This is a genomic window from uncultured Alistipes sp., from assembly GCF_949296715.1.
In the GTDB taxonomy this organism is placed as follows: Bacteria; Bacteroidota; Bacteroidia; order Bacteroidales; family Rikenellaceae; genus Alistipes.
The window spans coordinates 25,036-48,659 of the sequence record NZ_CASFQD010000002.1; the positions used below are offsets into that span (position 1 = coordinate 25,036).

Sequence of the window (23,624 nt, forward strand, 5' to 3'; positions counted from 1 at the left end):
TAACGGATGGCCAAAGAGACCAATACCCGCAGTTTCGTCCTGCGCGTGGATGCGGCGACGATGGATGCCCTGGAGGCATGGGCCGAGGACGAGTTCCGCTCGATCAACGGCCAGCTTCAGTGGATCATCGCCGACGCCCTGCGGCGCAGCGGACGGCTCAAGCGCCCGCGTGCGGCGGCCGTGGCCGGAGCTTCCGACCCGGCCGGGTAGACCGCCGCGCCGTCGGAGGCCGATGCTCCCGCGCGTCCCGCGGGCGGAAAGGGAAAGTCGGGCCGTGCCGCCGCTGCGGAGGATGAGTCCGGCACGCGGGCAGCCATCGAACCAAAGAGCGAAGTGCAATGAAACCGGAAAAGCAAATCGGCAAAGGTGGCACCGGCCGCCTCTTCACGGCCGACGCCATGCGGCCGCAGGATGGGCATCCCGCGTGTGAATCCTCCAGGGAGCGGGCGCACGGTCGCCGGCGGTTGTCGGGCCTCGGCGGACGGCGCTGGCTGTGGGTCGCGTCCGCGGTACTCTTCTCGGTGCTGCTCTGCTCCCTGCTCGGATGGATCGATCAGGGTGCCGCGCAGTCGCCCGTTCCGGGTGGCCTCGTTTCGGGGATTGCGGCCCTCGGCTGGACGGTTGGCCGCTGGGGCTGGTGACTCCGCTGTACGGGCAATCGAAAATCGAACAGTAAAACAGGATGAAACTGAAAAAACAGATAGGTAAATGGAGCGTCGGCCAGTTGTTCACGCCCGGCGGCGTGCTGCAGTGGGGCGGGCATCTCATGCAGAAGGCTGCGGAGGAGCGGGAGCGTGACCGCCGGCAGGTTCGGCGCCTGCGCGAGCGGATGCGGCTCTTTGTGCGGAGCCGGCTGTGGCTGGGGGTCGTGCCGGTGGCGGTTCTTTCGTTCGTCATCTTTTTCCTGCTCCGCCTGATCGACCTGCGGGCCATGCAGGCGCTCGGCTGGGGCGGCATCGCGGCCGGTGTTGCGGCCGCCTGCTGGGCGATCGGCATCTGGGCTTCGACGACCTCCGACGAAGAGGTCATGAAGCAGGCCGAGGAGGATGCCGTGTCGCGCTGGATCACCCGCACGGGGCGCCGCAGCCGTGTCGGACACCTGGTCATGAAGGCCCTCGGGATCGTCCTCGCGCTGGGGGCGCTGGCGCTGCTCGTCTCGCCGCAGATCGAGCAGCTCGTCTCGGAGCCGGGACAGGTCGTGCGGGCCCTGACGGGCATCCTGCTGAAGGTGCAGGCGATCGTGCTGGTCTTCGTGCCCCTCTTCCTGACGCGCGGCCGGTAGCGCCGGTGCGGCCGGTGAAAGCATGAAAAAACCGCCCTCGGGCGGTTTTTTCATGCCCGGCGGCTTGCGGCGGGTGCGGATTGGGGAAAAGTGCGTATCTTTGGGCAGCAAAACACGCATGTTATGTTGGAAAAAGGACTTTCAGCCCAGAGCCGCACGCAGGTGACGGCCGAAAATACGGCAGCCCGGATGGGATCGGGCGACATGGAGGTATTCGCCACACCCGCCCTGGTGGCGCTGCTCGAAAATGCGGCGATGAAGGCCGTGGCCCCGGCGTTGGCCGAAGGGCAGACGACCGTCGGCGCCGAGATGAACTGCACGCACATCAAGCCCTCGGGACTCGGTGCCGAGATCACGGCAACGGCCGTGCTGACCGCGGTCGAGGGGCGCAAGCTGACCTTCAACGTCGGGGCCCGCGACGAGGGGGGGCTCATCGGCGAGGGGGTGCACATCCGCTACGTTGTCGACCGCGAGCGCTTTATGGCCAAGGTCGGCGGCCGGTAGGCGCTTCAGAGCGGCTCGCCCGAACCCCAACGAGAAAAGGGACCCCCGCATCGTGCGGAGGTCCTTTTTTTTGCGCGCTGACGGATCGCGTCAGAGACCGATCAGGAGGTGTTCGAGCAGGATGACCAGCATGCCGGCCAGGTATCCGGCCAGAGCCAGCCACGTGATGCGCTTCACATACCACGCGAAGGTGATATTCTCGAGCCCCATGGCCACGACGCCCGCCGCCGAACCGATGATGAGCAGGCTGCCGCCCACGCCGGCGCAGTAGGTCAGCAGGTGCCAGAAGAGTCCGTCGGCCACGAAGTTCTGCAGGTAGGCCGGATCGACCGCTGCGGCCACCGTCGCCGGATCGGCCAGCGGGTACATGCCCATGCAGGCGGCGACGAGCGGCACGTTGTCGATGACCGACGAGAGGATGCCGATCACGCCCGTGATGGTGAAGACCTCGTGCACCTCGCGGTCGAGCCAGTCGGCCACGTCGGTCAGCACACCGGCGCTCTGCAGGGCGGCGACCGACATCAGGATGCCGAGGAAGAAGAGGATCGTCGGCATGTCGATATGCTTGAGAATCTTCGAGACGCGGTTCTGGATCGACTCCTCCATGTTGCGCTTCAGGTCGTAGAGGATCTCCGTGAGGGTCCACATCACGCCCAGCGCCACCATCATGCCCATGTAGGGCGGCAGGTGCGTCACGGACTTGAAGATCGGGACGAAGAGTAGGCTCAGAACGCCCGTTACGAGGATGAAGCGGCTCATGCGCGGCCCCACGCCGGCAGGCAGACCCACGGAGGCACCCTGTGCGGCGACCTGCGCGGCGATGCTTGCGGAGACGGGGGTTGCCGACGTGTCGGCGATGTAGCGCGTGGCGATGGCCGTGGGGATGACAACCGAGACCAGACACGGCAGGATCTGTGTGGCGATGAGTGCTCCGGCCGTGACGTTGCCGCGCATCCAGAGCATGATGGTCGTCACGTCGCCGATGGGCGACCAGGCGCCGCCGCTGTTGGCCGCGATGACGATCACGCTGGCGAAGACCCAGCGCTCCTTGCTGTCGTCGATCAGCCGCCGCATGACCATGATCATGATGATCGTCGTGGTCATGTTGTCGAGCGCCGCCGACATGAAGAAGGTAATCAGGGAGAGCAGCCACAGCAGCTTGCGTTTGCGGCGCGTGGTGATGTGTTCGGTGATGACGTTGAAGCCTCCGTGCATGTCGATGAGCTCGACGATCGTCATGGCACCGATCAGGAAGATCAGAATCTCGCACGTGTCGCCCAGGTGGTCGATCAGTTCGTGCGCAATGTTGGTGTCGTGGCCCCAGATGCTGAAGATCGTCCAGATGGCGCCGCACATCAGCAGGGCGATGGCCGCTTTGTTGATTTTTACCTTGTGCTCCAGTGCGATGAAGACGTAGCCCACCACGAAGAGCAGAATCATTGACAGAATCATCTTGCAGAATTTTGATGTACCTTGTTCATTCCCCGACGGACGGCTCCGTGGAGGCTCTCCCGCCGGAGTGAACGCGCAAAATTACGAAAAAACCCGACACGGTTTTCTCCCCTTTCGGCATTTTTCGGGTGTGGAATTGCTTTTTGGATTTTTTTGCCTATCTTTGTGGCGCTTTCGAGCAACTGTTTGAGCTGTGGTGTAATGGTAACACAGCAGATTTTGGTTCTGTCGTTCTGGGTTCGAATCCCGGCAGCTCAACACGAAAGGAGAGGTCTCGCATGCGGAACTTCTCCTTTTGCGTATGTGCGGATGCCCGGGGGTCACCGCATCTTGCGGTGCGAGAGCAGGGCGGCGATCCACAGCAGCACGATCGACCCGATGACGGCCGTCACGAGGCTGCCCAGCGTGCCCACGGGCACCAGCCCGATGAGCGAGAAGAGCCAGCCGCCCAGCACGCCGCCCACCAGTCCGACGAGCAGGTTGACCAGCAGCCCCGAACTGCCGCCCTTGACGATGAGGTTGGCGATCCATCCGGCCGCCAGCCCCAGAAGCAGATACCACAGAAAGTACATAGTCTACGGATTTTGTTGGTTACGCGGGCATCCGCTGCAAAATCCGTTCCCGAACCGTACCGGCAGGGCTGTCGCCCGCACCCGGCCTTCCGTGCGGACCCCGAGACGGCGGATTGCTCCGCGCGGGCCGGTCCGAAGGGAGGGTGCGGCACGTCCGAAGGGGCTGCGGCGGGAACTTTTTATTTGCGGGAGTTTTGGAAAATGGTTAGTTTTGTGTCCGTATCGAACAATAGCTCCCGACACCATGAAAAAGACACTTTTTGCATCGATTCTTCTGCTCCTTGCCGTCACCTGCGTCCGGGCCCAGCGGCTCGAAACACGCGACGAACGGCTCGACCGGGTCTTCGGCATCGCCGTGCGGACGCTCTGCGGCAACGTCGAGGACGGCATCATCAAGGCCGGCGGCGCCTACGGCGGCGAGTGGACGCGCGACGTGGCCATCAACGTGTGGAATGCGGCGAACCTGCTGCTGCCCGAGGAGGCCGAACGTTCGCTGTGGCACGTGACGACCGACAACCGCACGATGATCGGACACCAGTACTGGGATCAGATCATCTGGGTGACAGGCGCCTACGACCATTATCTGGCCACGCAGGATACGCTCTTCCTGCGGCAGGCGTACATCGCTTCGGCCAATACCATGCGGCGGCTCGAGAAGGAGGCCTTCGATGCGGAGTACGGGCTTTTTACCGGCCCTTCGGTCTTCAACGACGGAATCGCGGGGTATGAGGAGCCGGTCTTCGATCCGGCGGTCGGATCGAGCTATGTGCTCGACTATCCCGAGGCGGCTCATGTCAAGTGCTTGAGCACGAACTGCATCTATTACAATGCCTACCTCCTGCTGGCGCGGATGTCCGACAAACTGGGCTTTGCGGATGAGGCCGCGGCGTACCGGCAGAAGGCCGCGACGCTGAAGCAGGCCATCCGGAAGCATCTGTACGATTCCGAGACGGCGACCTTCGCCTACCTGATCGACGGCCACGGCACGGTCCATCACTTCCAGGAGGGGCTGGGCCTTTCGTTCGCCATCCTCTTCGGCGTGGTCGACCGCGGGGAGGCCGCCCGGATCGTCGACGGGGCCTATGTGGCGCCGTATGGCCTGCCGTCGGTCTATCCTGCCTTCAAGCGCTTCTCGAAGGAGCGGCCCGGCCGCCACAACGTCCTGGTCTGGCCCTTCGTCAATGCGTTCTGGGCCGATGCGGCCCTGCATGCGGGGCGCGAGGAGCGCTTCGCCTTCGAACTGGAGAACCTCTGCCGCCTCGTGACGGCGAGCGACGGCTGTTTCTATGAGATTTACGACCCCTACACGGGCAAGGTCTGCGGCGGCTGGCAGGTCGGGGGCGGGCCCGGTCCCGACGGCGTGTGGGATTCGATCCACGACCAGACCTGGTCGGCCACGGGATTCCTCCGCATGGTGCTGCGCGGCATGCTGGGGCTGGAGTTTACCGAACATGGGCTGCGTATCGCGCCGAATCCCCGGCTGATGGCCCGCTTCGGCTTCGAAAGGCTGACCGACCTGCGCTATCAGCAGGGTACGGTCGATCTTGTGCGGCGGGGCGACGGCGACGTCATCCGCGAAATCCTGCTCGATGGCAAGCCGGCAGGCGGACAGTCGGTCCTGCTGCCGGCGCCGCATACGGGCCGGGCCGTGGTCGAGATCGTGACGGAGTGATGTGTGAAATCGCGCTCGGGCGGCGGGGCCCGGTAATGGATCGGAGGAGCCGACGGCTCCTCCGTTTTTTTTGTTGCGGCCGTCAGAGCGCCTGCCGCAGGGCCCGGGCCAGCTGGTCGGGGCACGAGGTGCCGCGGCCCCGGCAGTCGATGCCTTCGAGGCGGGCGATGGCCTCCCCGACCTTCATGCCGCGTACCAGCGCGGCGACGCCCTGCGTATTGCCGTGGCAGCCGCCCGTGAAGACGACGCTGCGGATGGTGTCGTCATCGACGACGATGTCGATCTGCCGGGAGCAGGTCCCGACGCAGGTGTGGGTTATCTGTCGTGTCATGCCGTTTTCGTTTTTGAACGGCGCAAAGATACGCTTTTTGCCCGGATGCCGCTCCTGCGGGCGCAAAAAGATGCATTGCCGGACGGACCGGGCATCCCAAGAGGCGCTTGGAATGACTCTCCTTTCCGGCAATGCGGGTATTCTTAACAGGGTGGATGAATACTACACAAATGTAGTGATTTTTCCGCTGAAAACAAAAAAACAGCAAAGATTTTTTGCTGTTTTTTCGGACCCCACGGGCGGTTTACTGGCGCTGGAGCTCGGAATTGTCGGCAACGACCATGTTCTTGTCGATGCGCAGCGTGACGTTGCTGTCCACCTCGATGAGCAGCGTCGTCTCCTTGATCTCCTTGACCGTACCGTAGATGCCGCCGGCGGTGATGATCTTGTCACCCTTCTTGAGCCCGTCGCGGAAGGCCTGCATCTGCTTGCGGCGCTTGGCCTCGGGACGCCACATGAAGAGCCACAACACGAGGACCATCAGGGCGATCATGATGATGAAGCTGTACTGCTGCATGAAACCCGGCTGGGGTTCTACGGGCGCAGCCTGAAGAAAATTGATCATATTCTATTCGTTTTAAGTGTTTGTTTTCCGTTGTATTCCGCGCAAAGATACGAATTATTGTCGAAATCGCAAGCCCTTATTCGATTTCCGCTTCGACGAAAATCCGCAGGGGCCGCGCCGCGCCGGCCAGATGCAGGTCGACGGTCTTGAGCTGCCAGCCGTGTTCGCCGCGCGAGTCGAAGCGCAGGCGCAGGCGGCGTGCGGCGCCCGGTGCAACGGGCTCGCGGTCAAACTCGAGCGTCGTGCATCCGCAGCTGCGGCCGTAGGAGGCGACGGCCACGGTCCGCGAGGCGTCGTTGACGAGCCACAGGCGCAGCTCGGCGATCTCGCCCGAGTGCAGGCGTCCGAAACGGACGGTATCGCTCCCGCCCTTTTCGAGAATTGCGTCCGTAAGCGTGATTTTCGGGCCCGTGCGTTGTGCCGGGTCGCTCTCTGCCTCTTTTGGTGCGGCGTTAGGACGTCCCGCGCGGGCTCCGCACGAGACGGCAAGCGCGAGTGCGAGCGCCGCGGCCAGCAGCCGGAGCGGGGCGTATGCGGGGCGGGCGCGCATGGCTCAGATCAGGCCGCGGCCCGACTTGCGGATGCGGCCCTCCTCGGTCAGCGAGGCCACGATCTTGTCCAGCACGCCGTTGATGAAGGTGCTGCTGCCCGGCGTCGAGTAGTATTTCGAGATTTCGATCCACTCGTCGAGCGTCACCTTGACGGGAATCGACGGGAAGGAGATCAGCTCGGTCATGGCCGTGCCGATGATGAGGTTGTCCATGAAGACGATGCGCTCGACGTCCCAGTTGGCCGTGAACTTCTCGATGTACTCCTGGCAGGAGTTGTAGTTGACCAGCGACTTCTCGAAGAGCGTCTTCACGAACTCCGGATCGTCGGGGCTCTTGAACTTCGGGGCGACCTTCAGCTCCGTGTGCGAGGCGCGCAGCGAGGAGAGCGTGCGCAGCACCATGACGAGGATGTAGGGCAGGTCGTCGCTCCAGAGCAGCGACATCTCCTCCAGCGCCTCGTCCAGCGCGTCGCACTGCTGCAATTCGTTGAGGAAGGTCTCGACGAGGCGGCGGTCGTCGTCCAGCGAGCGTTCGTCGCGCTGCATGTACTCCTTGTAGTAGTCGCTCTCGGTGAGCTGCGTGTAGAGCGTGCGGATCAGCTCGGGGTACTGCGCCCAGCCCAGCTTGCGCGCGGCTACGCGGTCGTTGACCGAATCGCTGTTGGCGATGATGCGGATGACGGCGTTGTCGACGAATTTTGTGTTCGGGTGGAGGTCTTCGTATGTCGGCAGTTTCTTCTGCTTGGCCAGCTCCTGCCGCTGCTCCGCATAGCGTGCCACCTCGACGGGGAGGATCAGCAGCTGGAAGTAGAGGTCGTAGGCCTTGTCGACGGAGGCCATCAGCGTCTTTTCCGAGGCCATCATGTTGTCGGCGCCCGACTTCAGGTGGGCGAACAGGGCCTTGATGACCTTTATGCGGAGTAATCTTCTGCTCAACATAACTTTTAGAACGTATTTTTGACGGCCGCAAAGATAGGAATTTTTTCCGGAATGAAAGAAATTATTGCGTATCTTTGCAGCCGTATGGAACAGATCGCAGAAAAACAGCCTTACGACGTGATTGTCGTTGGGGCGGGTGCCGCGGGCATGATGGCCGCGGGCACGGCGGCGCGCAACGGCCGGCGGGTGCTGCTCATCGAGAAGATGGAGAAGTCGGGCCGCAAGGTCCGCATCACGGGCAAGGGACGCTGCAACGTGACGAATGCCCGGCCGCCCGAGGAGTTTGCCGCGCAGGTGCGCACGAATGCCGCCTTCTTCGCCCCGGCCTTCGCCGAGTTCAACAACCGGGCGACGATCCGCTTCTTCGAGCGGCAGGGCGTGAAGCTCGACATCGAGCGCGGCGAGCGGGTCTTCCCGCGCAGCGGCAAGGCCTGGGACATTGCCAACGCGCTGCTGGACTACTGCGTCGACAACGGCGTGAAGATCCTCTACGACACGCGCGTGGTGCGCATCCTGACGCTCGGCGACCGCGTCTACGGCGTGGAGTACGTCAACAAGCGCGGCTTTGAGCGCCGGGAGGAGGCTCCGCAGGTGATCCTTGCGACGGGCGGCGTCTCCTATCCGGCTACCGGCTCGACCGGCGACGGATACGCCTTTGCGGCCGATCTGGGCCATACGATCGAGCCGCTGCGCCCCTCGCTCACACCGCTGGTCACGTCGCACCCGCAGGCGCGCCACCTCGACGGGCTGCTGCTGCGCAACGTGCGGGCCGTGCTCCACATCGACGGGGAGCCCGTGCGCGAGGAGTTCGGCGAGATCGGCTTCTCGGAGCGCGGCATCGAGGGGGCCGTGGCGCTGCGCATGAGCCGTGACGCCGTGGATGCGCTCATCGACGGGCGGCGCGTGAAGATCGTCCTCGACCTCAAGCCGGCGCTCGACGAAGAGACCCTGCGCGACCGCATCGCCCGCGAACTGGCCGACATGCAGCCCACGGAGTTCTTTGCCGAACTGCTGCGCAAGCTGGTTCCCAAGCAGCTGGTCTTCCCGCTGGCCCACGAACTGGACATCCACTCGAAGAGCTACGTCTCGAAGCTCACGGAGGAGCAAATCACGCGCCTGATCCGCACGTTGAAGGGGCTGACGTTCCCCATTGCGGACTACGCCCCCTTCGAGTACGCCGTGACGACGGCCGGCGGCGTGCGCTGCGACGAGGTGAACCCCCATACGATGGAGTCGCTCAAGGTCCGCGGCCTCTATTTTGCCGGTGAGGTGCTCGACTTGGATGCCAATACGGGCGGTTACAACCTCCAGATCGCCTTCTCCACGGGCCGGCTGGCCGGCATGCTCAAAAAGTAGGCGGCGATGCGTATCGGCGGTCATCATATCGGTTTTCGCCTCTCGGGCCGGCTTTCCGAGCTGCGCAACCGCCTCGCGCGTGCCCGCTACTTCCGCGGCCACGGCGTCCATTCGCCCTTTGTCTACGACATCGTCCGCGAGGTCTTCATGCGGCGGGAGCTGCTGCCGGGCGACCGCGCGCTCTACCGGGCTCTGTGTGGGGCGGGTGTCGCGCCGCGCCGCGCCGTGCAGCTGCAGAACCTGGCGATCCACTGCGGCTATGCGACCTTCGGCATGAATCGTGCGGAGGGGGAGCTCTGCATCGCGCTGCCCGACCTGCCGCGTGCCGCAACCCTCGCCCTGGTGGCCGAGGCGGCTGCCGGACGCCGGACCGTGGCGCTGATCGCCCCCTATGCCGGGCGCGAGCGGCAGGCGCTCTGCCGGCAGATCATTGCGGCGCACCGTTCGACGACGGTGGACAACCGGGGCTATCTGCTTGTGTTCAACAACCATTTGCCGAAACAACATTTTCAACTATGAAAGTATACACCAAAACCGGAGACAAGGGAATGACGTCGCTCATCGGCGGCGAGCGGGTATTCAAGTGCGACGAGCGGGTCGAGGCCTACGGCTCGGTCGACGAACTGTCGGCCTTCGTGGCGCTGCTGACCGACCGGCTGCGTCCCGATGCGGCGCTGGCGTCGCACGTGGAGGAGCTCAACCGCATCCTCTCGCGGCTGATGACCGTCGAGGCGCTGCTGGCTGCGGGCGAAGGGGGGCGCGACAAGATGGCGCCGCTGGCTCCCGATTGCGTGGCGTGGCTCGAGGCGTGCATCGACACGATGCAGGCCGCGCTGCCGCCGATCGACAAGTTCACGATCCCGGGCGGACACGAAGCCGTGTCGCTGTGCCACGTCTGCCGCACGGTCTGCCGCCGGGCCGAACGGGCGGCGCTGCGGGCCGATCAGCGCTACGGCGTCGATGCCACGGCGCTCGTGTGGCTGAACCGCCTGTCGGACTATTTCTACCTGCTGGGACGCACGCTGACGGCGCACTATCGGGTGGAAGAGACGTTGTGGATACCCTAAAGGGTTCTTTTTCAGCAACGGAACGTTGTAACGGTGATGTTTTGACGTTTTTTCTTTGTATTTCTTGTTTTTTTTATACTTTTGCAATCCGGTCATGGCTACTGTCGTAGCCCGCGAGGACTGTAAGACGTTGATTGTAAGTAACTAAAAAAAACTACTATTATGTATTGGACGCTTGAACTGGCCTCGAAACTCGAGGATGCACCCTGGCCCGCGACGAAAGATGAACTGATAGATTATGCAATTCGTTCCGGTGCGCCGCTCGAAGTGCTTGAGAACCTGCAGGAAATAGAGGATGAGGGAGAGATCTACGAATCCATCGAAGATATCTGGCCCGACTATCCTTCAAAAGACGACTTCTTCTTCAACGAGGAGGAGTATTGACGCTCTTCGAATAGATTAAACAATTAAATATCAGCGCGATAAACAATGAAAATTTGTTTGTCGCGCTGGTGTTTTATGGCCTTGGGCGGTGCGGTTTTGGGGGCAATTTACATCTTTAGAGAGGAAAAATCGGGATTTGTTAGGACTAATTTCATTACCTTTACAAAGGTTTGTGAGTATTGCCGCAAGCTGTTGCGATGATGCTTTTAATAATCATGGAAAATCCATAGACCTTTTCATGGATCGGACAAATCTTTTGAAACAGTATCAATATTGGGTTATATGAGACAATTCAGTAAGAAAGTCGTTGAGGAACTCGGGTATTATGTCTATGCTTTGATAGATCCGAGAGATCACAAGATATTCTATATCGGCAAAGGTTGCGGCAACAGAGTGTTCCAACATTGTCTTGCGGCAATTCTGGAGGATGACGAAACCCTGAAGCTCGACACGATTCGTGCAATTCTCGATTCCGGATTGGAGGTAGGTCATTATATTCTTCGTCACAGGCTTTCGGAAGAGGTGGCACTTCAGATGGAGTCATTGCTGATAGATGTCCTGACTTATTCTGCATTCAATACGGAGCATGTGTTGGCAAATATCAAGGGCGGCTACCATCAGTGGAATGAGGGAATCAAGACGATAGAAGAGATAGGTGTTATCTATGAATGTGAAAAGATCAATATCGATGCAAACGATAATGGTCATATATTGTTAGTCAGTCTGAACAAAAGCTATGATTCAGTAAAAGATAAATATAAAAGAGTAGATATATATCAAAAGACCAGGAAATATTGGTCCATATCACCGTTCCGTGCCAAAGAAATACGTTACGTACTGGGGGTATATCATGGAATTGTCAGGGCTGTGCTTAAGGTGAGTGGGTATACGTGGTCAAAAGTTGACGATGAGCTCGGAAATGAATTTAAACGGGAAAGGTGTTGTTTTGAAGGAGTATTGGATGACAACTCACCTTATATGAACAAGGACGTAACTAAATACCCGTTTGGAAGTGGAGGGGCATTCCGTTATATTTAGCGGATTGAGACGTGCCGATAGTCTGTGGTACAAAAATATTTTAGGCCCGGAAACGCCCTTAATTCCCCGTCAATCAGCTGGATTGGCGGGGAATTATTTGTTTGGGTGCGGGGTGCGGGCGCTTCGATATGAGTAATATCAGCAAAATTTTATAGTTTTTCAGTCGCTCGGTTGTCTAATATGGTAGAAATCTGAAATCATGATGGAACTGAAGGAACAGGAATTCACCCGATTGGTGGAAAGGCACAAGACTGTCGTCTATACCGTCTGCTATATGTTTTCCGGAGGCAGAGAGGAGGCGGAAGACCTTTTTCAGGATGTGCTGGTCAGGCTCTGGAGAGGATATGACTCTTTCCGCGGAGAGTCGGATGTCCGGACCTGGATCTACCGCGTAAGTCTCAACACCTGCATTAACGGACAGAAGCGGAAGAAAAGAAGACAGAAGACCACGCGCGTTCCGTTAAGCGTCGATGTTGATCTCTTCGGAGGGATAAGCGACAGGGCGCTGCAGGTCAGACGGCTGTATGACAGGATAAACCGTCTCGGACTGGTTGACCGGGCGCTGATTCTCCTGTGGCTCGAAGGGTTGTCTTATGAGGAGATCGGGGCGGTCATAGGCATTTCCGTAAAGAATGTCTCCTTCCAGCTCTACAGGATCAAGGAGGAACTCAAGAAAATGAACATCTAAATCAATGGGCTATGCAGAATGACAATTTATCCATGCAGGATGAACTCCGGCAGATGAAGTCGGATTATGAACACCTCAAGGCGGGGGTGGACAGGCAGATGATAATCAACCGGCAGCTGATGGAAACGGTCTTCCGGAGCAAGGTCGGGGTGCTGGATTCAAACCGGAAAGCCACCATGGCAGGTGCGGGGGCCGCGGTACTTGTCACGCTGGTTGCCTCCCATATCAGGGGGCTTGACATGGGCCTTGCCGGTATGCTTGCGGCATTCTATGTCCTTATGCTGATCGGCTATGGATTTATGTACCGGAAGCTCGGAAAAATAGAATACGGCACGGACGATGTCGTCTCGACGACGGCCAGATTAAGGAAATTCAAACGTAACTACATGATCGTCAATGCGGTCTCATGGGTGCTGGTGGCCGGCCTTATGTGCTTCATGCTTCCCGAGATTCACCACTCGTTCCGCATTCCGGCGCGGGGTGTCGCCGCCATAGCCGTCATGTGCGTTGCCCTTCTGGCTGGCGTCTGTAGTCAGTATCTGATTGACAGGAAGGTGCTTAAGGCCTGCGATGAGATAATCGACCGCCTGAAAGACCGGTCGTGACGGCTTCATCCTACTGCTTCCCGGCGCTTCGGGTATAAACGATGCTGCATGCCGGCGGGACGGACAAAACGGTTTGTCTGTCCCGCCGGCTTCTGCGTGAAGGCCCGCGCCGCACGGGAGAGCCGGCGTAGAGTGGGGCGGATGGCCCGTCATCACGCCGGACTGCGGACAGCAGTCCGAGTGTGGCACGAAACCGCAACCGTTTCGTCTTTTTTTATATCTTTGCGTTCGTATTGACCTTGTACGCATGACACCTGCCGCCGTTATCGCCACCACCGTGGGCTACATAGCCGTGCTCTGCGCCGTTGCCTGGGTCTCGGGACGCCGTGCCGACAATGCCGGCTTCTTCACCGGGAACCGGCGCACGCCGTGGTTCATGGCGGCCTTTGCCATGATCGGCGCCGCGATGTCGGGCGTGACCTTCATCTCGGTGCCGGGCTCGGTGGCCGCCGACTCCTTCTCCTACATGCAGATGGTCGCCGGCTTCACCGTCGGGCAGCTCATCGTCGCCTTCCTGCTTATCCCGACCTTCTACCGGCTCCGCCTCGTCTCGCTCTACGAGTACCTCGACGGCCGTTTCGGTGCCCGCTCGCACGCCGCCGGGGCGTGGTGCTTCTTCTTCGCGAAGATGCTCGGCGCGGCGCTGCAGGTCTATGTCGTCTGCACCGTCATGCAGCTGCTTGTCTTCGACCACTACGGACTGCCCTTCTGGCTCAATGCGGTGGTGACAATGTCCCTCGTGTGGCTCTACACGCGGCAGGGCGGTGTCCGCTCGCTCATCCGCACCGATATCCTCAAGACGTGCTGCCTGATCGCAAGCCTTGTGCTGTCGATCGTCTTCATCTCCCGCACGCTGGGGCTCTCGTTCGGCGAGATGGCCCGCGAGGTGGCGGCATCGCCCCATTCGCGGATACTTTTCCTCGACGATCCCGCTTCGGACCGCTACTTCTGGAAGATGTTTGTCGCGGGTATCGTGACGCTCGTCGCCATGACGGGCCTCGGGCAGGACATGATGCAGCGCAACATGAGCTGCCCGACGCCGCGCGATGCGCAGAAGAACATCCTGCTCACGGCCGTGTGCCAGATCTTCGTGATCTTCCTCTTCCTGGTGCTCGGCGTGCTGCTCTACCTCTACGTCGACCATGCCGGGCTCGCGCTGCCCGGGAAGAGCGACCAGGTCTTCCCGCTCGTTGCCGTGAACGGGGGGCTACCGACCGTCGTCGGCGTGATGTTTGTCGTCGGGCTTCTGTCGAGCACCTACTCGGCGGCGGGCGGTTCGCTCACGGCGCTGACGACCTCCTTCACGGTCGATATCCTGAAGGCGCCGCAGCGTTGTGACGACAACGCCCTGACGCGCATCCGGCGCCGGGTCCATGTGGCGATGGCCGCAGGCATGGCCCTCGTGATCCTCGCCTTCGGGTACGGAGCCGACGACAGCAGCATCAACCTCGTCTTCCGGGTCGTCAGCTACACCTACGGCCCGATTCTGGGCATGTTCCTCTTCGGCTTCTTCACGCGGCTGCAGGTCCGCGACCGCTGGATGCCGCTCGTTGCCGTGGCGGCACCCGTGTTGAGCGCCCTTCTGCAATGGGGCGTGCGCGAGGTGTGGGACTACCGAATCGGGTTCGAGCTGCTGGTCTACAATGCCGCCTTTACCATAATCGGTATGTTGCTGTTGAAACGTCATGAAAAGTAAGATATTATACCTCATCATCTCACTCTTTGCCACAGCTTCGGTCTCGGCCGCCGGGATCGGTGTGCATACGCGGCAGGAGGTAGGGCGCACCCTTACGCGCATCGTGGCGCGCGAGGTGGCGGGCGGTTACGTCAAGGTGCAGGCCGTGAAGGCGTCGCGCAGCCGCGTGCGCATCTACACCTCGATCGGGCTGTCGTACTATCCCTTCCGCGAGCAGAACGTGCTGGCGATGTACGACTCGGTGCGGGCCGTCCTGCCTGCCGAGTACCGCAAGGCACGGATCGAGCTCTACACCGACCGGCATGAGGTCTCGGAGCTCATCCCGATGGCCTGCCGCAACCATGCGGAGCTGGAGAAGCTCCGGAAAAAACGGCGCATCATCCCCTTTGTCAACCCTTCGGAGCGGCCCCTCGTGACGCCGCTCGACCGCCCGGCCGTGCCGACGCGCGGGCTGGCGGGACGCCATATCGCGCTGTGGCAGAGCCACGGCCGCTATTTCGACCAGACGCGCAACTGCTGGCGCTGGCAGCGCTCGCGACTGTGGATGACCTGCGAGGACCTCTATACGCAGAGTTACGTGTTGCCTTATCTGGTGCCGATGCTCGAGAATGCCGGGGCCAATGTGCTGCTGCCGCGCGAGCGCGACGTGCAGAAGCACGAAGTGCTGGCCGACAACGACGGCGGGGAGGCGCAGTACCGCGAACAGGCGGGCCGCGAGGCGTGGACGACGGGCGGTGCGGGCTTTGCGCACCGGCGCGAGGTCTACCGTTCGGGCGAAAACCCCTTCCGCGAGGGAACGACGCGCCGCACGCGCACGGTGACCGACCCGGCGGCGGAGAGCCGCGCCGTATGGAGCGCCGACATTCCCGAACGGGGCGAATATGCCGTCTATGTCAGCTATGAATCCACACCGGAAAGCACTGATGATGCAGTGTATACGGTCAGTCACCTCGGGGGACGGTCGAGCTATGCCGTCAACCAGACGATGGGCGGCGGCACGTGGGTCTACCTCGGGCGCTTTCACTTCGCGGCGGGGGAGCAGGAGGTTGTGACGCTCACGAACCGCTCGCGCCGCGCCGGACGCACCGTCTCGGCCGATGCCGTGAAGATCGGCGGCGGCTTCGGCAACATCGCCCGCACGGTGTGCGACTCGCTGCGGCGCCCCGGTGTGGAGTACACCGAGGAGACGAGCGGTTTCCCGCGCTTCTGCGAGGGGGCGCGCTACTGGTTGCAGTGGGCGGGCTTCGAGCCGGAGGTCTACACCCCGAAGCGGGGCACGGACGACTACAAGGACGACTACATGTCGCGTGCCCACTGGGTCAATGCCCTGATGGGCGGTTCGCCGCGCCTGCCCGACTCCGCGGGGCTGCGCATTCCGGTCGACATGGCGCTGGCATTCCATTCGGACGCCGGGGTTCGTGACGGCGACGGTATCGTCGGCACGCTCGGCATCTTCTATACGCGCGACACGAAGGGCCGCTTCGACGGCGGGGCCGACCGCTACCGCTCGCGCGACCTGACCGACCTGGTCATGACGCAGATTGTCTCGGACATCCGCCGCACGTGGGAGCCCGAGTGGAGTCGTCGCGGGCTCTGGAACCGTTCCTACTACGAAGCCCGCGTGCCGGGGGCCCCGACGATGCTGCTCGAGCTGCTCTCGCATCAGAACTTCGCCGACATGCGCTACGGCAGCGACCCGCGCTTCAAGTTCCTCGTCAGCCGCGCCGTCTACAAGGGCATCCTGCGCTACCTCGCGTCGCAGTACGACGTGCCCTATGTCGTGCAGCCGCTGCCGGTCGAGGCCGTGGCGACGGAGTTTGTCGGCGAGAGCCGCGTCTGCGTGTCGTGGACGCCCGTTGCGGACTCGCTCGAGGCGACGGCCGCGCCCGACGGATACATCGTCTACACGCGCATCGATGACGGCGCCTTCGACCGGGGCGTCTACACCGAAAAGCCCTTCCTCATCACCGAGCAGGAGCCCGGGCGTCTCTATTCCTACCGCGTGACGGCCGTGAATGCCGGCGGCGAGAGCTTCCCGAGCGAGACGCTCTCGGCGTGCCGCATGCCCGACGAAAAGGGCTGCGTGCTCGTCGTCAACGGCTTCGACCGCACGAGTGCTCCCTTCAGCATGCGGAGCGACTCGCTGGCGGGCTTCTATGCCGACGTGGACGGCGGCGTGCCCGACCGCCGCGACATCTCGTTCATCGGCAACCAGCGCATCTACGACCTCGGCATGGCCCGCTGCGAGGATGACAGCCGCGCGCTGGGCGCCTGCACGTGGGACTATGAGACGGACGTGCTCGGCGGCAACAGCTTCGACTACCCGGCGCTGCACGGGCGTGCGATCATGGCGGCGGGGTACTCCTTCTGCTCGGCGTCGGTCCGCGCCGTGGAGCGGGGCACCTGCACGCTGGGCGCCTGTCCCGCCGTGGACCTCATCCTCGGCAAGCAGCGCACGACGACGATGGGCCGCGGCGTGCGCGAGGCTGTCTTCCGCACCTTCCCGCCCGATCTGCAGCGCGAGCTGGAGGAGTACCTCGCGCAGGGCGGGGCGCTCTTCGCCTCGGGCTGCTACGTGGCGTCGGACCTCTGGAACGGGGCGCTGTCCGACGCTTCGGACCGGGCCTTTGCCGAGCGGGTGCTCCGCGTGGCCTGGGACGGCGGGGCGGCACACCGCGGCCGGGTGCGCGTCGTGACGGGGCACGGCGGCTTCACGCGCGGCGAATACCGCTACCGCGACCGGCTGTCGCAGGACGGCTATGCCGTCGAGGCGGCCGATGTGCTCCGTCCTGCAGGCGAGGGAGCCTTTACGGTGCTGCGCTACATCGAGAGCGGCCGCACGGCGGGCGTGGCCTGCGATGCGGGTGCCCGCACGGTCGTCACGGGATTCCCGTTCGAGGCGCTGACCGATGCGGCACAGCGCGAGCGGCTGATGCGCGACGTGCTGGACTTCCTGTTCATGCAAAATGACAAATAACCGTTGCAATACACTAAAAACCAAAATATCATGTCACTCGAACAACGGATTTCAAAGGGAATCATGGAGGCCATGAAGGCCAAGGACACGGTGCGTTTGAGCGCACTGCGCAATGCCAAGAAGTACATCATCGAGGCCAAGACGGCCGGTCCGGAGATCGCCGAACTGCCCGATGCCGACGTGCTGAAGATTATCTCGAAACTGGCCAAGCAGGGCACGGACTCCGCGGCAATCTTCGCCCAGCAGAACCGGCAGGACCTCGCCGACGAGGAACTGGCGCAGGTGGCCGTCTATCAGGAGTTTCTGCCCAAACAGCTCACGGCCGGGGAGCTGACGGCCGAGGTGAAGGCCATCATCGCCGAGGTGGGTGCCACGTCGATGAAAGAGATGGGCAAGGTGATGGGCGTTGCGTCGAAGCGGCTGGCCGGCCGCGCCGAAGGCAAGGACATTTCGGCCAAGGTCAAGGAGTTGCTGTCGTAATCTGCGGCAGAACGGGAGGTGAATCCCGGCCTTGTGGCGGGAGGCTTTCCGGCGGGTGACGCTCCGGCCCGGCGTTCCGTGCTCCGTCCGGTGCATCCCGGGGGCATGGAGCGGCTGCGGCCCGGCCCGGCGCTTGCGAATCGTTGAAGAGAAACCGAAAAACATGCATATACTCGAACACCTGCACCGCAACGTCAGAACCGTTGCCATGCCGACGGCCATGGTGATCGGCGCCCTGCTGTGCCGTCCGTTCACGGCGCTGGAGGCCTGGTCGGGACAGATGATTACCCCGACGCTTATCTTCCTGATGCTATTCGTGACCTTCTGCCGCGTGAAGCCGAGCCAGATGCACCCCTCGATGATGCACCTGTGGCTGCTGCTCTTCCAGATCGCGGCGTGTGTCGGCGTCTATCTGCTGCTCTATCCGCTGAACGAAGTCGTGGCGCAGGGGGCGATGATCTGCGTACTGGCACCCGTGGCGATGGCCGCCGTCGTCATCGCTGGCATGCTCGGGGCCAACGTTGCGACGATGGCCACCTACAGCCTGCTGTGCAACATGGTTGTGGCCCTCGTGGCACCCGTCATCCTCTCCTTTACCGGAACGGGCGAGTGCAGCTTCACGGAGATTCTGGCCCGCATCGCCCCGCTGCTCATCATGCCCTTCGCCGCGGCGCAGTTCCTGCGTTTCGTCATGCCGAAGACCGCAAAGTGGATCGGCGACCACAGCCAGATTTCGTTCTACATGTGGCTGCTGTCGCTTGCGGTCATCATCGGCCGCACGACGGCCTTCATCATCGATCTGCACGGGGCCGACCTTTCGACCGAACTGTGGCTCGCCTTCGCGGCGCTGGTGATCTGCCTCGTGCAGTTCAAGGTCGGGCGCGCGCTGGGACGCCGCTACGGCGATCCGCCGGCCGGCGGTCAGTCGCTCGGGCAGAAGAATACGGTGCTGGCCGTGTGGATGGCGCAGTCGTTCCTCGATCCGATCTCGTCGATTGCCCCGACGGCCTACATCGTCTGGCAGAATATCGTGAACTCCTACCAGATTTACCGCAAGGACCACGAAAGAGGGTGGTAGATGGGGTGGAAATGATGCGATGGCGGGGCGGGGTCTCTCCGTCAGCGGAGGAGCGCCGCCTGCTCCAGCCCGAGCAGCAGCCGTTTGGCTGCAAGGCCGCCGGCGTAGCCCGTGAGTGAACCGTCGCTGCCGATGACGCGGTGGCAGGGGATGAAGATCGAGAGGGCGTTGGCGCGGTTGGCCGCGGCGACGGCCCGCACCGCGCGGGGGTGTCCCAGCCGGGCCGCCAGCCACGCATAGGAGCGGGTCTCCCCGGCGGGAATCTCCGCCAGCAGCTTCCAGACCGACTGCTGGAACGGCGTGCCGACGGTCAGCAGCGGAATGTCGAACGTGCGGCGCTGCGCGGCGAAGTATTCGTCGAGCTGCCGTGCGGCCCGGTTGAGCATGCAGCGGGTCGCTGCTTCGGCCGGGCGGTCCGGCTCACTGAAATCGGGCAGGGGAGAGGCGTCGCGGCACTCCGCAAGGCGGGCGTGCAGCCCCCGTTCGAGGCGCCGAGCAACGAAGTCGCGCGACGGGGCGTCGGCCCAGTCGCAGAGGCAGAGCCGGCTGTCGAAAGCCCCGAGACGCACCGCTCCGCAGGGCGTCGCATGGCGCCGCCACAGGATGAAGCGTCCGGTTGCAGCTTCGGGTGTGTCGTCGTGTCGTTCGCGGGTCACGCGGCGGCGTTTATTTGCGGAAGATGAAGTAGACGGCCAGAATCAGGCAGAGGAATCCGGCGAGGTGGTTCCAGCGCAGGGTGTCCGAGCGCATGAAGACCAGCGCGAAGACGGTGAAGACCGAGAGCGAGACGACCTCCTGGATCACCTTGAGCTCCCAGATCGAGAAGGGACCGCCGAATTCGGTGCTGCCGATGCGGTTGGCCGGGACCTGGAAGCAGTATTCGAACAGGGCGATGGCCCAGCTCAACAGCACGATGGCCATGAGGCCGAAGCGTTCGAGCCGCGACTTGAAGGCGATGTGCCCGTACCATGCCAGCGTCATGAAGGCGTTGGAGATGACGAGCAGAACGATGGTGGAGAGACCGCGTAACATGGTGACTGTATCAGCGTTTGAATGTTTGTTTCCGTTAAAGAGCGGTGCAAAAATAGACAAATTTTCAATACGTTGGCCATTGCTCCGCGAATTTTGCGGCCGCACGGACGTCCGGCGCTGCGAAACGTAGAGGCCGGAGGGCGCCGGTGCCGGGCCGTGCGGTCCGCTTGCCGGGCACTGGACAACGAAAGGAAGGTAAATATGCAACGGAGAGCGAAAAAAGGAGAATATGCGCTGGTGACGGGGGCCTCGTCGGGAATCGGCCGGGCCTATGCCGCACAGCTGGCCGCACTGGGTTACGGCGTGGTGCTGGTGAGCAATCGCGAGGAGGAGAACCGCACGGCCGCCGGGGAGATTGCCCGGCAGTACGGGGTCCGGACGCTGCCCCTCTGCCTGGACCTTGCCCGGGAGGATGCCGCGCAGCGGCTCCATGACGAGACCGCACGCCGCGGACTGGATATCGCCGTACTGGTCTGCAACGCCGGGATGCTGCTCTTCGGACTGACCGAGACGACGCCGCCCGAGCGCCTGCGCACGATCGTCGCGCTGCACTGCACGACCCCTGCGCTGCTGTGCCGCCTCTACGCCCCCGAGCTGGTGCGGCGCGGCGGCGGGGCGATCCTGCTCATGTCGTCGGCCACGGCCTGGATGCCCTATCCGACGATTGCGGCCTATGCCGCGACGAAGAGTTTTCTGCGCAGTTTCGCCCGTTCGCTCGACAGCGAGCTCCGCGGCCGGGGCGTGCATGTCACGGCGGTCTATCCCGGGGCTGTCGATACGCCGCTCTACGACCTGCCCGATACGTGGCGCCGCCGCCTGCGCCGCTGGGACGTGATGCTCCCGCCCGACACGGTGGCCCGCAAGGGGTTGAAGGCGCTCTTCCGCGGGCGGCACCGCTGCATCCCGGGTCTTTGCACGAAACTGTGCGTCGCCCTCTGCCGGATCATCCCGGCGGCGGCGATCCGTCCCGCCCTGCGCATCCCGGCCGTCCGCCGGCTGCTGCAATGGACCGAATGACCGCTGCCGGGGCGTTCCTCGCCGGTCGCTTCTACGGAATATGCACAGGGCCGCCCTCGCAAGGGCGGCCCTGCCGTTTGCAGCGGCGCAGCAACACAGTGAATCAGTCGGCGAGCAGGAGGTCGAGCCCCGGCAGGTCGGCGAACGTCGCACCGATCACGTCGGCATCCGTCTCGCGCTCGAGCACCTCGTGCGGCAGTGTCGTCGCAAGTGCCACGACCCGTCCGGCTCCGGCCCGCCGTGCCGATTCGATGCCCGCCTTGGCATCCTCGAAGACGACGCAGTCGGCCGGGGACATGCCGAGTGCCGCGGCGGCCGTGAGGTAGATCTCCGGATCGGGCTTGCAGCGCGTCACCCGGTCGCCCGAGATGCGGGCGTCGAAAAATTCCCCGATGCGGCACTTCTCCAGCACGAAATCGACATTCGCGCGGCAGCCCGACGACCCCACGGCGCAGCGCACACCCGCCGCGCGCAGCGACTCGAGCAGCGCGACGAGTCCCTCGACGGGGTGGATTTCCGGGGCGTAGATTTCGCGGTAGATCGCCTCCTTCTCCTCGGCCAGCGACGCCAGGCCCCGCTCGCGGAGCACCTCCGCGGGCATGATCAGGCGCATGATGTCGTCGTTGCCCATGCCGAAGGCCTGCGAGAGCTTCTCCTTCCAGCCCGTGACGCCGTAGCGCGCGCAGAAGATTTCAAAGGCGCGGATATGCGCCTGCGTATTGTCGACGAGCGTGCCGTCCATATCGAAAAGCGCAGCTCTCTTCATGATCGTTTCATTTCCATTTTATCAGTCGCAAAGAATCGACGGAAGGCCTTGCGGCCCTCCGTCGGTAATCGGGATATTCCTACAGGGTTTTGAGCACCTCGAGCAGCAGCGCCCAGAACTTGGGTACCGTGGCGATCTCGAGCCGTTCGTCGGGCGAGTGCACGCCGCGCAGCGTCGGGCCGAACGAGACCATCTCCAGGTCGGGGTACTTCTCGAGGAAGAGCCCGCACTCCAGTCCCGCGTGGATGGCCCGCACCTTGGGTTCCGCGGCGAAGAGGCGCTCGTAGGCGCTGACGGTCACCTTCAGCAGCTCCGAGTCGGGATTGGGCGCCCAGCCCGGGTAGCCGTCCGAATGGGCGACGTCGGCCCCGGCCAGCGCGAAGACCGACTCGACCATCTGCATGACGTAGGTCTTGGCGCTCTCGACCGACGAACGCTGCGACGAGGTGACGACAATGCGGTTGTCCGACTCGAACTTCACCGACGCGAGGTTTGTCGAGGTCTCGACGAGGCCCGGCACGGCGAACGACATGGCGATGACGCCGTTGGGCACGCCGACGAGCGAGTAGACCAGCCCGAACTGCGTCTTGCGGTCGAGCACCTCGTCCACCTCGGGCATCTCGTTGAGCGTGATGCGGAAATTGGGCTCGCGGTGCTTGAACTCGGCCTCCATGTCGGCGGCGAAGAGGCGGTAGCGCTTGATGAAGTCCTCCTTGTAGCGTGTCGGCACGCCGAAGATGGCGTAGGCCTCGCGCGGGATGGCGTTGCGCAGGTTGCCGCCGCAGAAGTAGCTCAGGCGCAGCTCGCAGCTCTGCATGCCGTCCCACAGCAGGCGTGCGACGGTCTTGTTCGAGTTGACGCGCCCCTTGTCGATGTCGTCGCCCGAGTGTCCGCCCAGCAGGTCGGAGACGTCGACGCGGAAGAACGAGTAGTTCTTCGGCGCGGGCTCCATCGTGTAGCGGAACGTGGCGATCGTGTCGATGCCGCCCGCGCAGCCGATGAAGATCTCGCCCTCGTCCTCCGAGTCGAGGTTGATGAGGTATTTGCCCGAGAGCATCCCCTCGCCCAGCTCGAAGGCACCCGTCAGGCCCGTCTCCTCGTCGACGGTGAAGAGCGCCTCGACGGGTCCGTGCTCGACCGCGGGGTCGATCAGCGCGGCCAGCGCCGCGGCCATGCCGATGCCGCAGTCGGCACCGAGCGTCGTCCCTTCGGCCTTGACCCACCCGTCCTCGATGCGCGTGCGGATGGCGTCGTGCTCGAAGTCGAACTCCACGTCGGAGTTCTTCTCGCAGACCATGTCCATGTGGGCCTGGAGAATGACCGTCGGGCGATCCTCGTAGCCCGGCGTGGCGGGCTTGCGCATCACGACGTTGCCGATGGCGTCCTTGCGGTAGTCGATGTGGTGCTGTTTGGCGAAGTCGACCAGAAAGTCGATGATCCGGCCCTCCTTCTTCGAGGGACGCGGCACGCGCGTGATGGCATCGAACTGTTCCCAGACGATGCGGGGTTCCAGTGAGGTGATTTCCGACATAGCGAATACAGGTTTTTCGCAAAAATAAAAAATTTTCCTAAC

The 23,624-nt window shown here is 62.9% G+C and carries 27 protein-coding genes and 1 tRNA gene; 18 read left to right on the plus strand and 10 right to left on the minus strand.

The window, feature by feature from the left end:
• Positions 1-6: 6 nt before the first annotated feature.
• From Q1Y33_RS00160 to Q1Y33_RS00175, 4 genes are all read left to right on the plus strand, one after another.
• Complete coding sequence (locus tag Q1Y33_RS00160; protein ID WP_300797121.1) at positions 7-210, plus strand: DNA-binding protein; 204 nt, start codon at positions 7-9, stop codon at positions 208-210.
• A 128-nt stretch (positions 211-338) separates the two neighbouring features.
• Positions 339-641 carry a hypothetical protein gene (locus Q1Y33_RS00165; RefSeq protein WP_300797123.1) on the plus strand — a complete coding sequence of 101 codons (303 nt, stop codon included), beginning with the start codon at positions 339-341 and terminating at the stop codon, positions 639-641.
• Between the two features lie 41 nt (positions 642-682).
• Positions 683-1,282: a hypothetical protein gene (locus tag Q1Y33_RS00170; RefSeq protein ID WP_300797125.1), complete on the plus strand. Its 600-nt coding sequence runs from the start codon at positions 683-685 to the stop codon at positions 1,280-1,282.
• A gap of 123 nt (positions 1,283-1,405) precedes the next feature.
• The gene (locus Q1Y33_RS00175; protein WP_295906488.1) at positions 1,406-1,786 is read left to right on the plus strand and encodes a thioesterase family protein; all 381 of its coding nucleotides are present in this window, start codon (positions 1,406-1,408) and stop codon (positions 1,784-1,786) included.
• A gap of 90 nt (positions 1,787-1,876) precedes the next feature.
• Here the strand turns inward: Q1Y33_RS00175 and nhaD are convergent, their stop codons facing one another.
• A complete protein-coding gene (nhaD, locus tag Q1Y33_RS00180) occupies positions 1,877-3,238 on the minus strand; it encodes a sodium:proton antiporter NhaD (RefSeq protein ID WP_300797127.1) in 1,362 nt (453 codons plus the stop codon).
• Positions 3,239-3,425: 187 nt separating this feature from the next.
• On the opposite strand from nhaD, the gene Q1Y33_RS00185 reads away from it, so the two are divergent.
• Positions 3,426-3,496, plus strand: a tRNA-Gln gene (locus tag Q1Y33_RS00185).
• Positions 3,497-3,558: 62 nt separating this feature from the next.
• Here Q1Y33_RS00185 and Q1Y33_RS00190 read toward each other — a convergent pair.
• Positions 3,559-3,810, minus strand: coding sequence for a GlsB/YeaQ/YmgE family stress response membrane protein (locus tag Q1Y33_RS00190; RefSeq protein WP_300797128.1), 252 nt, complete (start codon positions 3,808-3,810; stop codon positions 3,559-3,561).
• 244 nt (positions 3,811-4,054) lie between these two features.
• Here Q1Y33_RS00190 and Q1Y33_RS00195 point away from each other — a divergent pair, with 244 nt between their 5' ends.
• The gene (locus tag Q1Y33_RS00195) at positions 4,055-5,482 is read left to right on the plus strand and encodes a hypothetical protein (protein WP_300797130.1); all 1,428 of its coding nucleotides are present in this window, start codon (positions 4,055-4,057) and stop codon (positions 5,480-5,482) included.
• A gap of 82 nt (positions 5,483-5,564) precedes the next feature.
• Here the strand turns inward: Q1Y33_RS00195 and Q1Y33_RS00200 are convergent, their stop codons facing one another.
• From Q1Y33_RS00200 to Q1Y33_RS00215, 4 genes are all read right to left on the minus strand, one after another.
• Positions 5,565-5,813, minus strand: coding sequence for a TIGR03905 family TSCPD domain-containing protein (locus Q1Y33_RS00200; RefSeq protein ID WP_300797131.1), 249 nt, complete (start codon positions 5,811-5,813; stop codon positions 5,565-5,567).
• Between the two features lie 244 nt (positions 5,814-6,057).
• Positions 6,058-6,378, minus strand: a complete 321-nt coding sequence (yajC, locus tag Q1Y33_RS00205; protein WP_300797133.1) for a preprotein translocase subunit YajC — start codon at positions 6,376-6,378, stop codon at positions 6,058-6,060.
• 76 nt (positions 6,379-6,454) lie between these two features.
• Entirely contained in the window at positions 6,455-6,928 is a 474-nt protein-coding gene (locus Q1Y33_RS00210) for a DUF1573 domain-containing protein (RefSeq protein ID WP_300797135.1), read from the minus strand.
• Positions 6,929-6,931: 3 nt separating this feature from the next.
• Positions 6,932-7,867 carry a transcription antitermination factor NusB gene (locus Q1Y33_RS00215; protein ID WP_300797137.1) on the minus strand — a complete coding sequence of 312 codons (936 nt, stop codon included), beginning with the start codon at positions 7,865-7,867 and terminating at the stop codon, positions 6,932-6,934.
• An 84-nt stretch (positions 7,868-7,951) separates the two neighbouring features.
• Here Q1Y33_RS00215 and Q1Y33_RS00220 point away from each other — a divergent pair, with 84 nt between their 5' ends.
• The 11 genes from Q1Y33_RS00220 to Q1Y33_RS00270 all read left to right on the plus strand — a co-directional run bounded on the left by Q1Y33_RS00220 (position 7,952) and on the right by Q1Y33_RS00270 (position 19,236).
• On the plus strand, positions 7,952-9,223 hold the full coding sequence (locus Q1Y33_RS00220) for an NAD(P)/FAD-dependent oxidoreductase (protein WP_300797138.1): 1,272 nt from the start codon (positions 7,952-7,954) through the stop codon (positions 9,221-9,223).
• Between the two features lie 6 nt (positions 9,224-9,229).
• Entirely contained in the window at positions 9,230-9,742 is a 513-nt protein-coding gene (locus Q1Y33_RS00225; RefSeq protein ID WP_300797140.1) for a hypothetical protein, read from the plus strand.
• Positions 9,739-10,290: a cob(I)yrinic acid a,c-diamide adenosyltransferase gene (locus Q1Y33_RS00230; RefSeq protein ID WP_300797141.1), complete on the plus strand. Its 552-nt coding sequence runs from the start codon at positions 9,739-9,741 to the stop codon at positions 10,288-10,290. Before Q1Y33_RS00225 ends, Q1Y33_RS00230 begins: the two co-directional genes overlap by 4 nt.
• A 162-nt stretch (positions 10,291-10,452) precedes the next feature.
• Positions 10,453-10,674, plus strand: coding sequence for a DUF2795 domain-containing protein (locus tag Q1Y33_RS00235; protein WP_295906499.1), 222 nt, complete (start codon positions 10,453-10,455; stop codon positions 10,672-10,674).
• 282 nt (positions 10,675-10,956) lie between these two features.
• Positions 10,957-11,712, plus strand: coding sequence for an endonuclease (locus Q1Y33_RS00240; RefSeq protein ID WP_300797143.1), 756 nt, complete (start codon positions 10,957-10,959; stop codon positions 11,710-11,712).
• A gap of 202 nt (positions 11,713-11,914) precedes the next feature.
• Positions 11,915-12,400: a sigma-70 family RNA polymerase sigma factor gene (locus tag Q1Y33_RS00245; protein ID WP_300797195.1), complete on the plus strand. Its 486-nt coding sequence runs from the start codon at positions 11,915-11,917 to the stop codon at positions 12,398-12,400.
• Between the two features lie 32 nt (positions 12,401-12,432).
• The gene (locus Q1Y33_RS00250; protein ID WP_300797145.1) at positions 12,433-13,005 is read left to right on the plus strand and encodes a hypothetical protein; all 573 of its coding nucleotides are present in this window, start codon (positions 12,433-12,435) and stop codon (positions 13,003-13,005) included.
• Positions 13,006-13,252: 247 nt separating this feature from the next.
• Positions 13,253-14,701, plus strand: coding sequence for a sodium:solute symporter (locus Q1Y33_RS00255; protein WP_300797146.1), 1,449 nt, complete (start codon positions 13,253-13,255; stop codon positions 14,699-14,701).
• On the plus strand, positions 14,691-17,678 hold the full coding sequence (locus tag Q1Y33_RS00260) for a xanthan lyase (protein WP_300797148.1): 2,988 nt from the start codon (positions 14,691-14,693) through the stop codon (positions 17,676-17,678). The genes Q1Y33_RS00255 and Q1Y33_RS00260 overlap by 11 nt, the downstream gene beginning before the upstream one ends.
• Before the next feature lie 30 nt (positions 17,679-17,708).
• Positions 17,709-18,158, plus strand: coding sequence for a GatB/YqeY domain-containing protein (locus Q1Y33_RS00265; protein WP_300797149.1), 450 nt, complete (start codon positions 17,709-17,711; stop codon positions 18,156-18,158).
• Between the two features lie 163 nt (positions 18,159-18,321).
• Positions 18,322-19,236, plus strand: a complete 915-nt coding sequence (locus tag Q1Y33_RS00270) for a transporter (RefSeq protein WP_300797151.1) — start codon at positions 18,322-18,324, stop codon at positions 19,234-19,236.
• A 41-nt stretch (positions 19,237-19,277) separates the two neighbouring features.
• On the opposite strand, the gene Q1Y33_RS00275 is transcribed toward Q1Y33_RS00270, so the two are convergent.
• On the minus strand, positions 19,278-19,892 hold the full coding sequence (locus tag Q1Y33_RS00275) for a methylated-DNA--[protein]-cysteine S-methyltransferase (RefSeq protein ID WP_300797152.1): 615 nt from the start codon (positions 19,890-19,892) through the stop codon (positions 19,278-19,280).
• 10 nt (positions 19,893-19,902) lie between these two features.
• Positions 19,903-20,268: a DMT family protein gene (locus Q1Y33_RS00280; protein WP_300797153.1), complete on the minus strand. Its 366-nt coding sequence runs from the start codon at positions 20,266-20,268 to the stop codon at positions 19,903-19,905.
• 201 nt (positions 20,269-20,469) lie between these two features.
• On the opposite strand from Q1Y33_RS00280, the gene Q1Y33_RS00285 reads away from it, so the two are divergent.
• Positions 20,470-21,285 carry an SDR family NAD(P)-dependent oxidoreductase gene (locus Q1Y33_RS00285; RefSeq protein ID WP_300797155.1) on the plus strand — a complete coding sequence of 272 codons (816 nt, stop codon included), beginning with the start codon at positions 20,470-20,472 and terminating at the stop codon, positions 21,283-21,285.
• Positions 21,286-21,388: 103 nt separating this feature from the next.
• Here Q1Y33_RS00285 and Q1Y33_RS00290 read toward each other — a convergent pair whose 3' ends face one another.
• Together Q1Y33_RS00290 and Q1Y33_RS00295 are read right to left on the minus strand one after the other, a co-directional pair.
• Positions 21,389-22,051 (minus strand): HAD family phosphatase, encoded by a 663-nt coding sequence (locus Q1Y33_RS00290; RefSeq protein ID WP_300797157.1) that lies wholly within the window; start codon positions 22,049-22,051, stop codon positions 21,389-21,391.
• Positions 22,052-22,130: 79 nt separating this feature from the next.
• Positions 22,131-23,582, minus strand: coding sequence for an aminoacyl-histidine dipeptidase (locus Q1Y33_RS00295; RefSeq protein ID WP_300797158.1), 1,452 nt, complete (start codon positions 23,580-23,582; stop codon positions 22,131-22,133).
• Positions 23,583-23,624: the final 42 nt, after the last annotated feature.

Excerpts from the sequence above, each read along its gene's own strand:
- Q1Y33_RS00160 (WP_300797121.1), top strand. The coding sequence starts at position 7 with ATGGCCAAAGAGACCAATACCCGCAGTTTCGTCCTGCGCGTGGATGCG.
- Q1Y33_RS00165 (WP_300797123.1), top strand. The coding sequence starts at position 339 with ATGAAACCGGAAAAGCAAATCGGCAAAGGTGGCACCGGCCGCCTCTTC.
- Q1Y33_RS00170 (WP_300797125.1), top strand. The coding sequence starts at position 683 with ATGAAACTGAAAAAACAGATAGGTAAATGGAGCGTCGGCCAGTTGTTC.
- Q1Y33_RS00175 (WP_295906488.1), top strand. The coding sequence starts at position 1,406 with ATGTTGGAAAAAGGACTTTCAGCCCAGAGCCGCACGCAGGTGACGGCC.
- nhaD (WP_300797127.1), bottom strand. The coding sequence starts at position 3,238 with ATGATTCTGTCAATGATTCTGCTCTTCGTGGTGGGCTACGTCTTCATC.
- Q1Y33_RS00190 (WP_300797128.1), bottom strand. The coding sequence starts at position 3,810 with ATGTACTTTCTGTGGTATCTGCTTCTGGGGCTGGCGGCCGGATGGATC.
- Q1Y33_RS00195 (WP_300797130.1), top strand. The coding sequence starts at position 4,055 with ATGAAAAAGACACTTTTTGCATCGATTCTTCTGCTCCTTGCCGTCACC.
- Q1Y33_RS00200 (WP_300797131.1), bottom strand. The coding sequence starts at position 5,813 with ATGACACGACAGATAACCCACACCTGCGTCGGGACCTGCTCCCGGCAG.
- yajC (WP_300797133.1), bottom strand. The coding sequence starts at position 6,378 with ATGATCAATTTTCTTCAGGCTGCGCCCGTAGAACCCCAGCCGGGTTTC.
- Q1Y33_RS00210 (WP_300797135.1), bottom strand. The coding sequence starts at position 6,928 with ATGCGCGCCCGCCCCGCATACGCCCCGCTCCGGCTGCTGGCCGCGGCG.
- Q1Y33_RS00215 (WP_300797137.1), bottom strand. The coding sequence starts at position 7,867 with ATGTTGAGCAGAAGATTACTCCGCATAAAGGTCATCAAGGCCCTGTTC.
- Q1Y33_RS00220 (WP_300797138.1), top strand. The coding sequence starts at position 7,952 with ATGGAACAGATCGCAGAAAAACAGCCTTACGACGTGATTGTCGTTGGG.
- Q1Y33_RS00225 (WP_300797140.1), top strand. The coding sequence starts at position 9,230 with ATGCGTATCGGCGGTCATCATATCGGTTTTCGCCTCTCGGGCCGGCTT.
- Q1Y33_RS00230 (WP_300797141.1), top strand. The coding sequence starts at position 9,739 with ATGAAAGTATACACCAAAACCGGAGACAAGGGAATGACGTCGCTCATC.
- Q1Y33_RS00235 (WP_295906499.1), top strand. The coding sequence starts at position 10,453 with ATGTATTGGACGCTTGAACTGGCCTCGAAACTCGAGGATGCACCCTGG.
- Q1Y33_RS00240 (WP_300797143.1), top strand. The coding sequence starts at position 10,957 with ATGAGACAATTCAGTAAGAAAGTCGTTGAGGAACTCGGGTATTATGTC.
- Q1Y33_RS00245 (WP_300797195.1), top strand. The coding sequence starts at position 11,915 with ATGGAACTGAAGGAACAGGAATTCACCCGATTGGTGGAAAGGCACAAG.
- Q1Y33_RS00250 (WP_300797145.1), top strand. The coding sequence starts at position 12,433 with ATGCAGGATGAACTCCGGCAGATGAAGTCGGATTATGAACACCTCAAG.
- Q1Y33_RS00255 (WP_300797146.1), top strand. The coding sequence starts at position 13,253 with ATGACACCTGCCGCCGTTATCGCCACCACCGTGGGCTACATAGCCGTG.
- Q1Y33_RS00260 (WP_300797148.1), top strand. The coding sequence starts at position 14,691 with ATGAAAAGTAAGATATTATACCTCATCATCTCACTCTTTGCCACAGCT.
- Q1Y33_RS00265 (WP_300797149.1), top strand. The coding sequence starts at position 17,709 with ATGTCACTCGAACAACGGATTTCAAAGGGAATCATGGAGGCCATGAAG.
- Q1Y33_RS00270 (WP_300797151.1), top strand. The coding sequence starts at position 18,322 with ATGCATATACTCGAACACCTGCACCGCAACGTCAGAACCGTTGCCATG.
- Q1Y33_RS00280 (WP_300797153.1), bottom strand. The coding sequence starts at position 20,268 with ATGTTACGCGGTCTCTCCACCATCGTTCTGCTCGTCATCTCCAACGCC.
- Q1Y33_RS00285 (WP_300797155.1), top strand. The coding sequence starts at position 20,470 with ATGCAACGGAGAGCGAAAAAAGGAGAATATGCGCTGGTGACGGGGGCC.
- Q1Y33_RS00290 (WP_300797157.1), bottom strand. The coding sequence starts at position 22,051 with ATGAAGAGAGCTGCGCTTTTCGATATGGACGGCACGCTCGTCGACAAT.
- Q1Y33_RS00295 (WP_300797158.1), bottom strand. The coding sequence starts at position 23,582 with ATGTCGGAAATCACCTCACTGGAACCCCGCATCGTCTGGGAACAGTTC.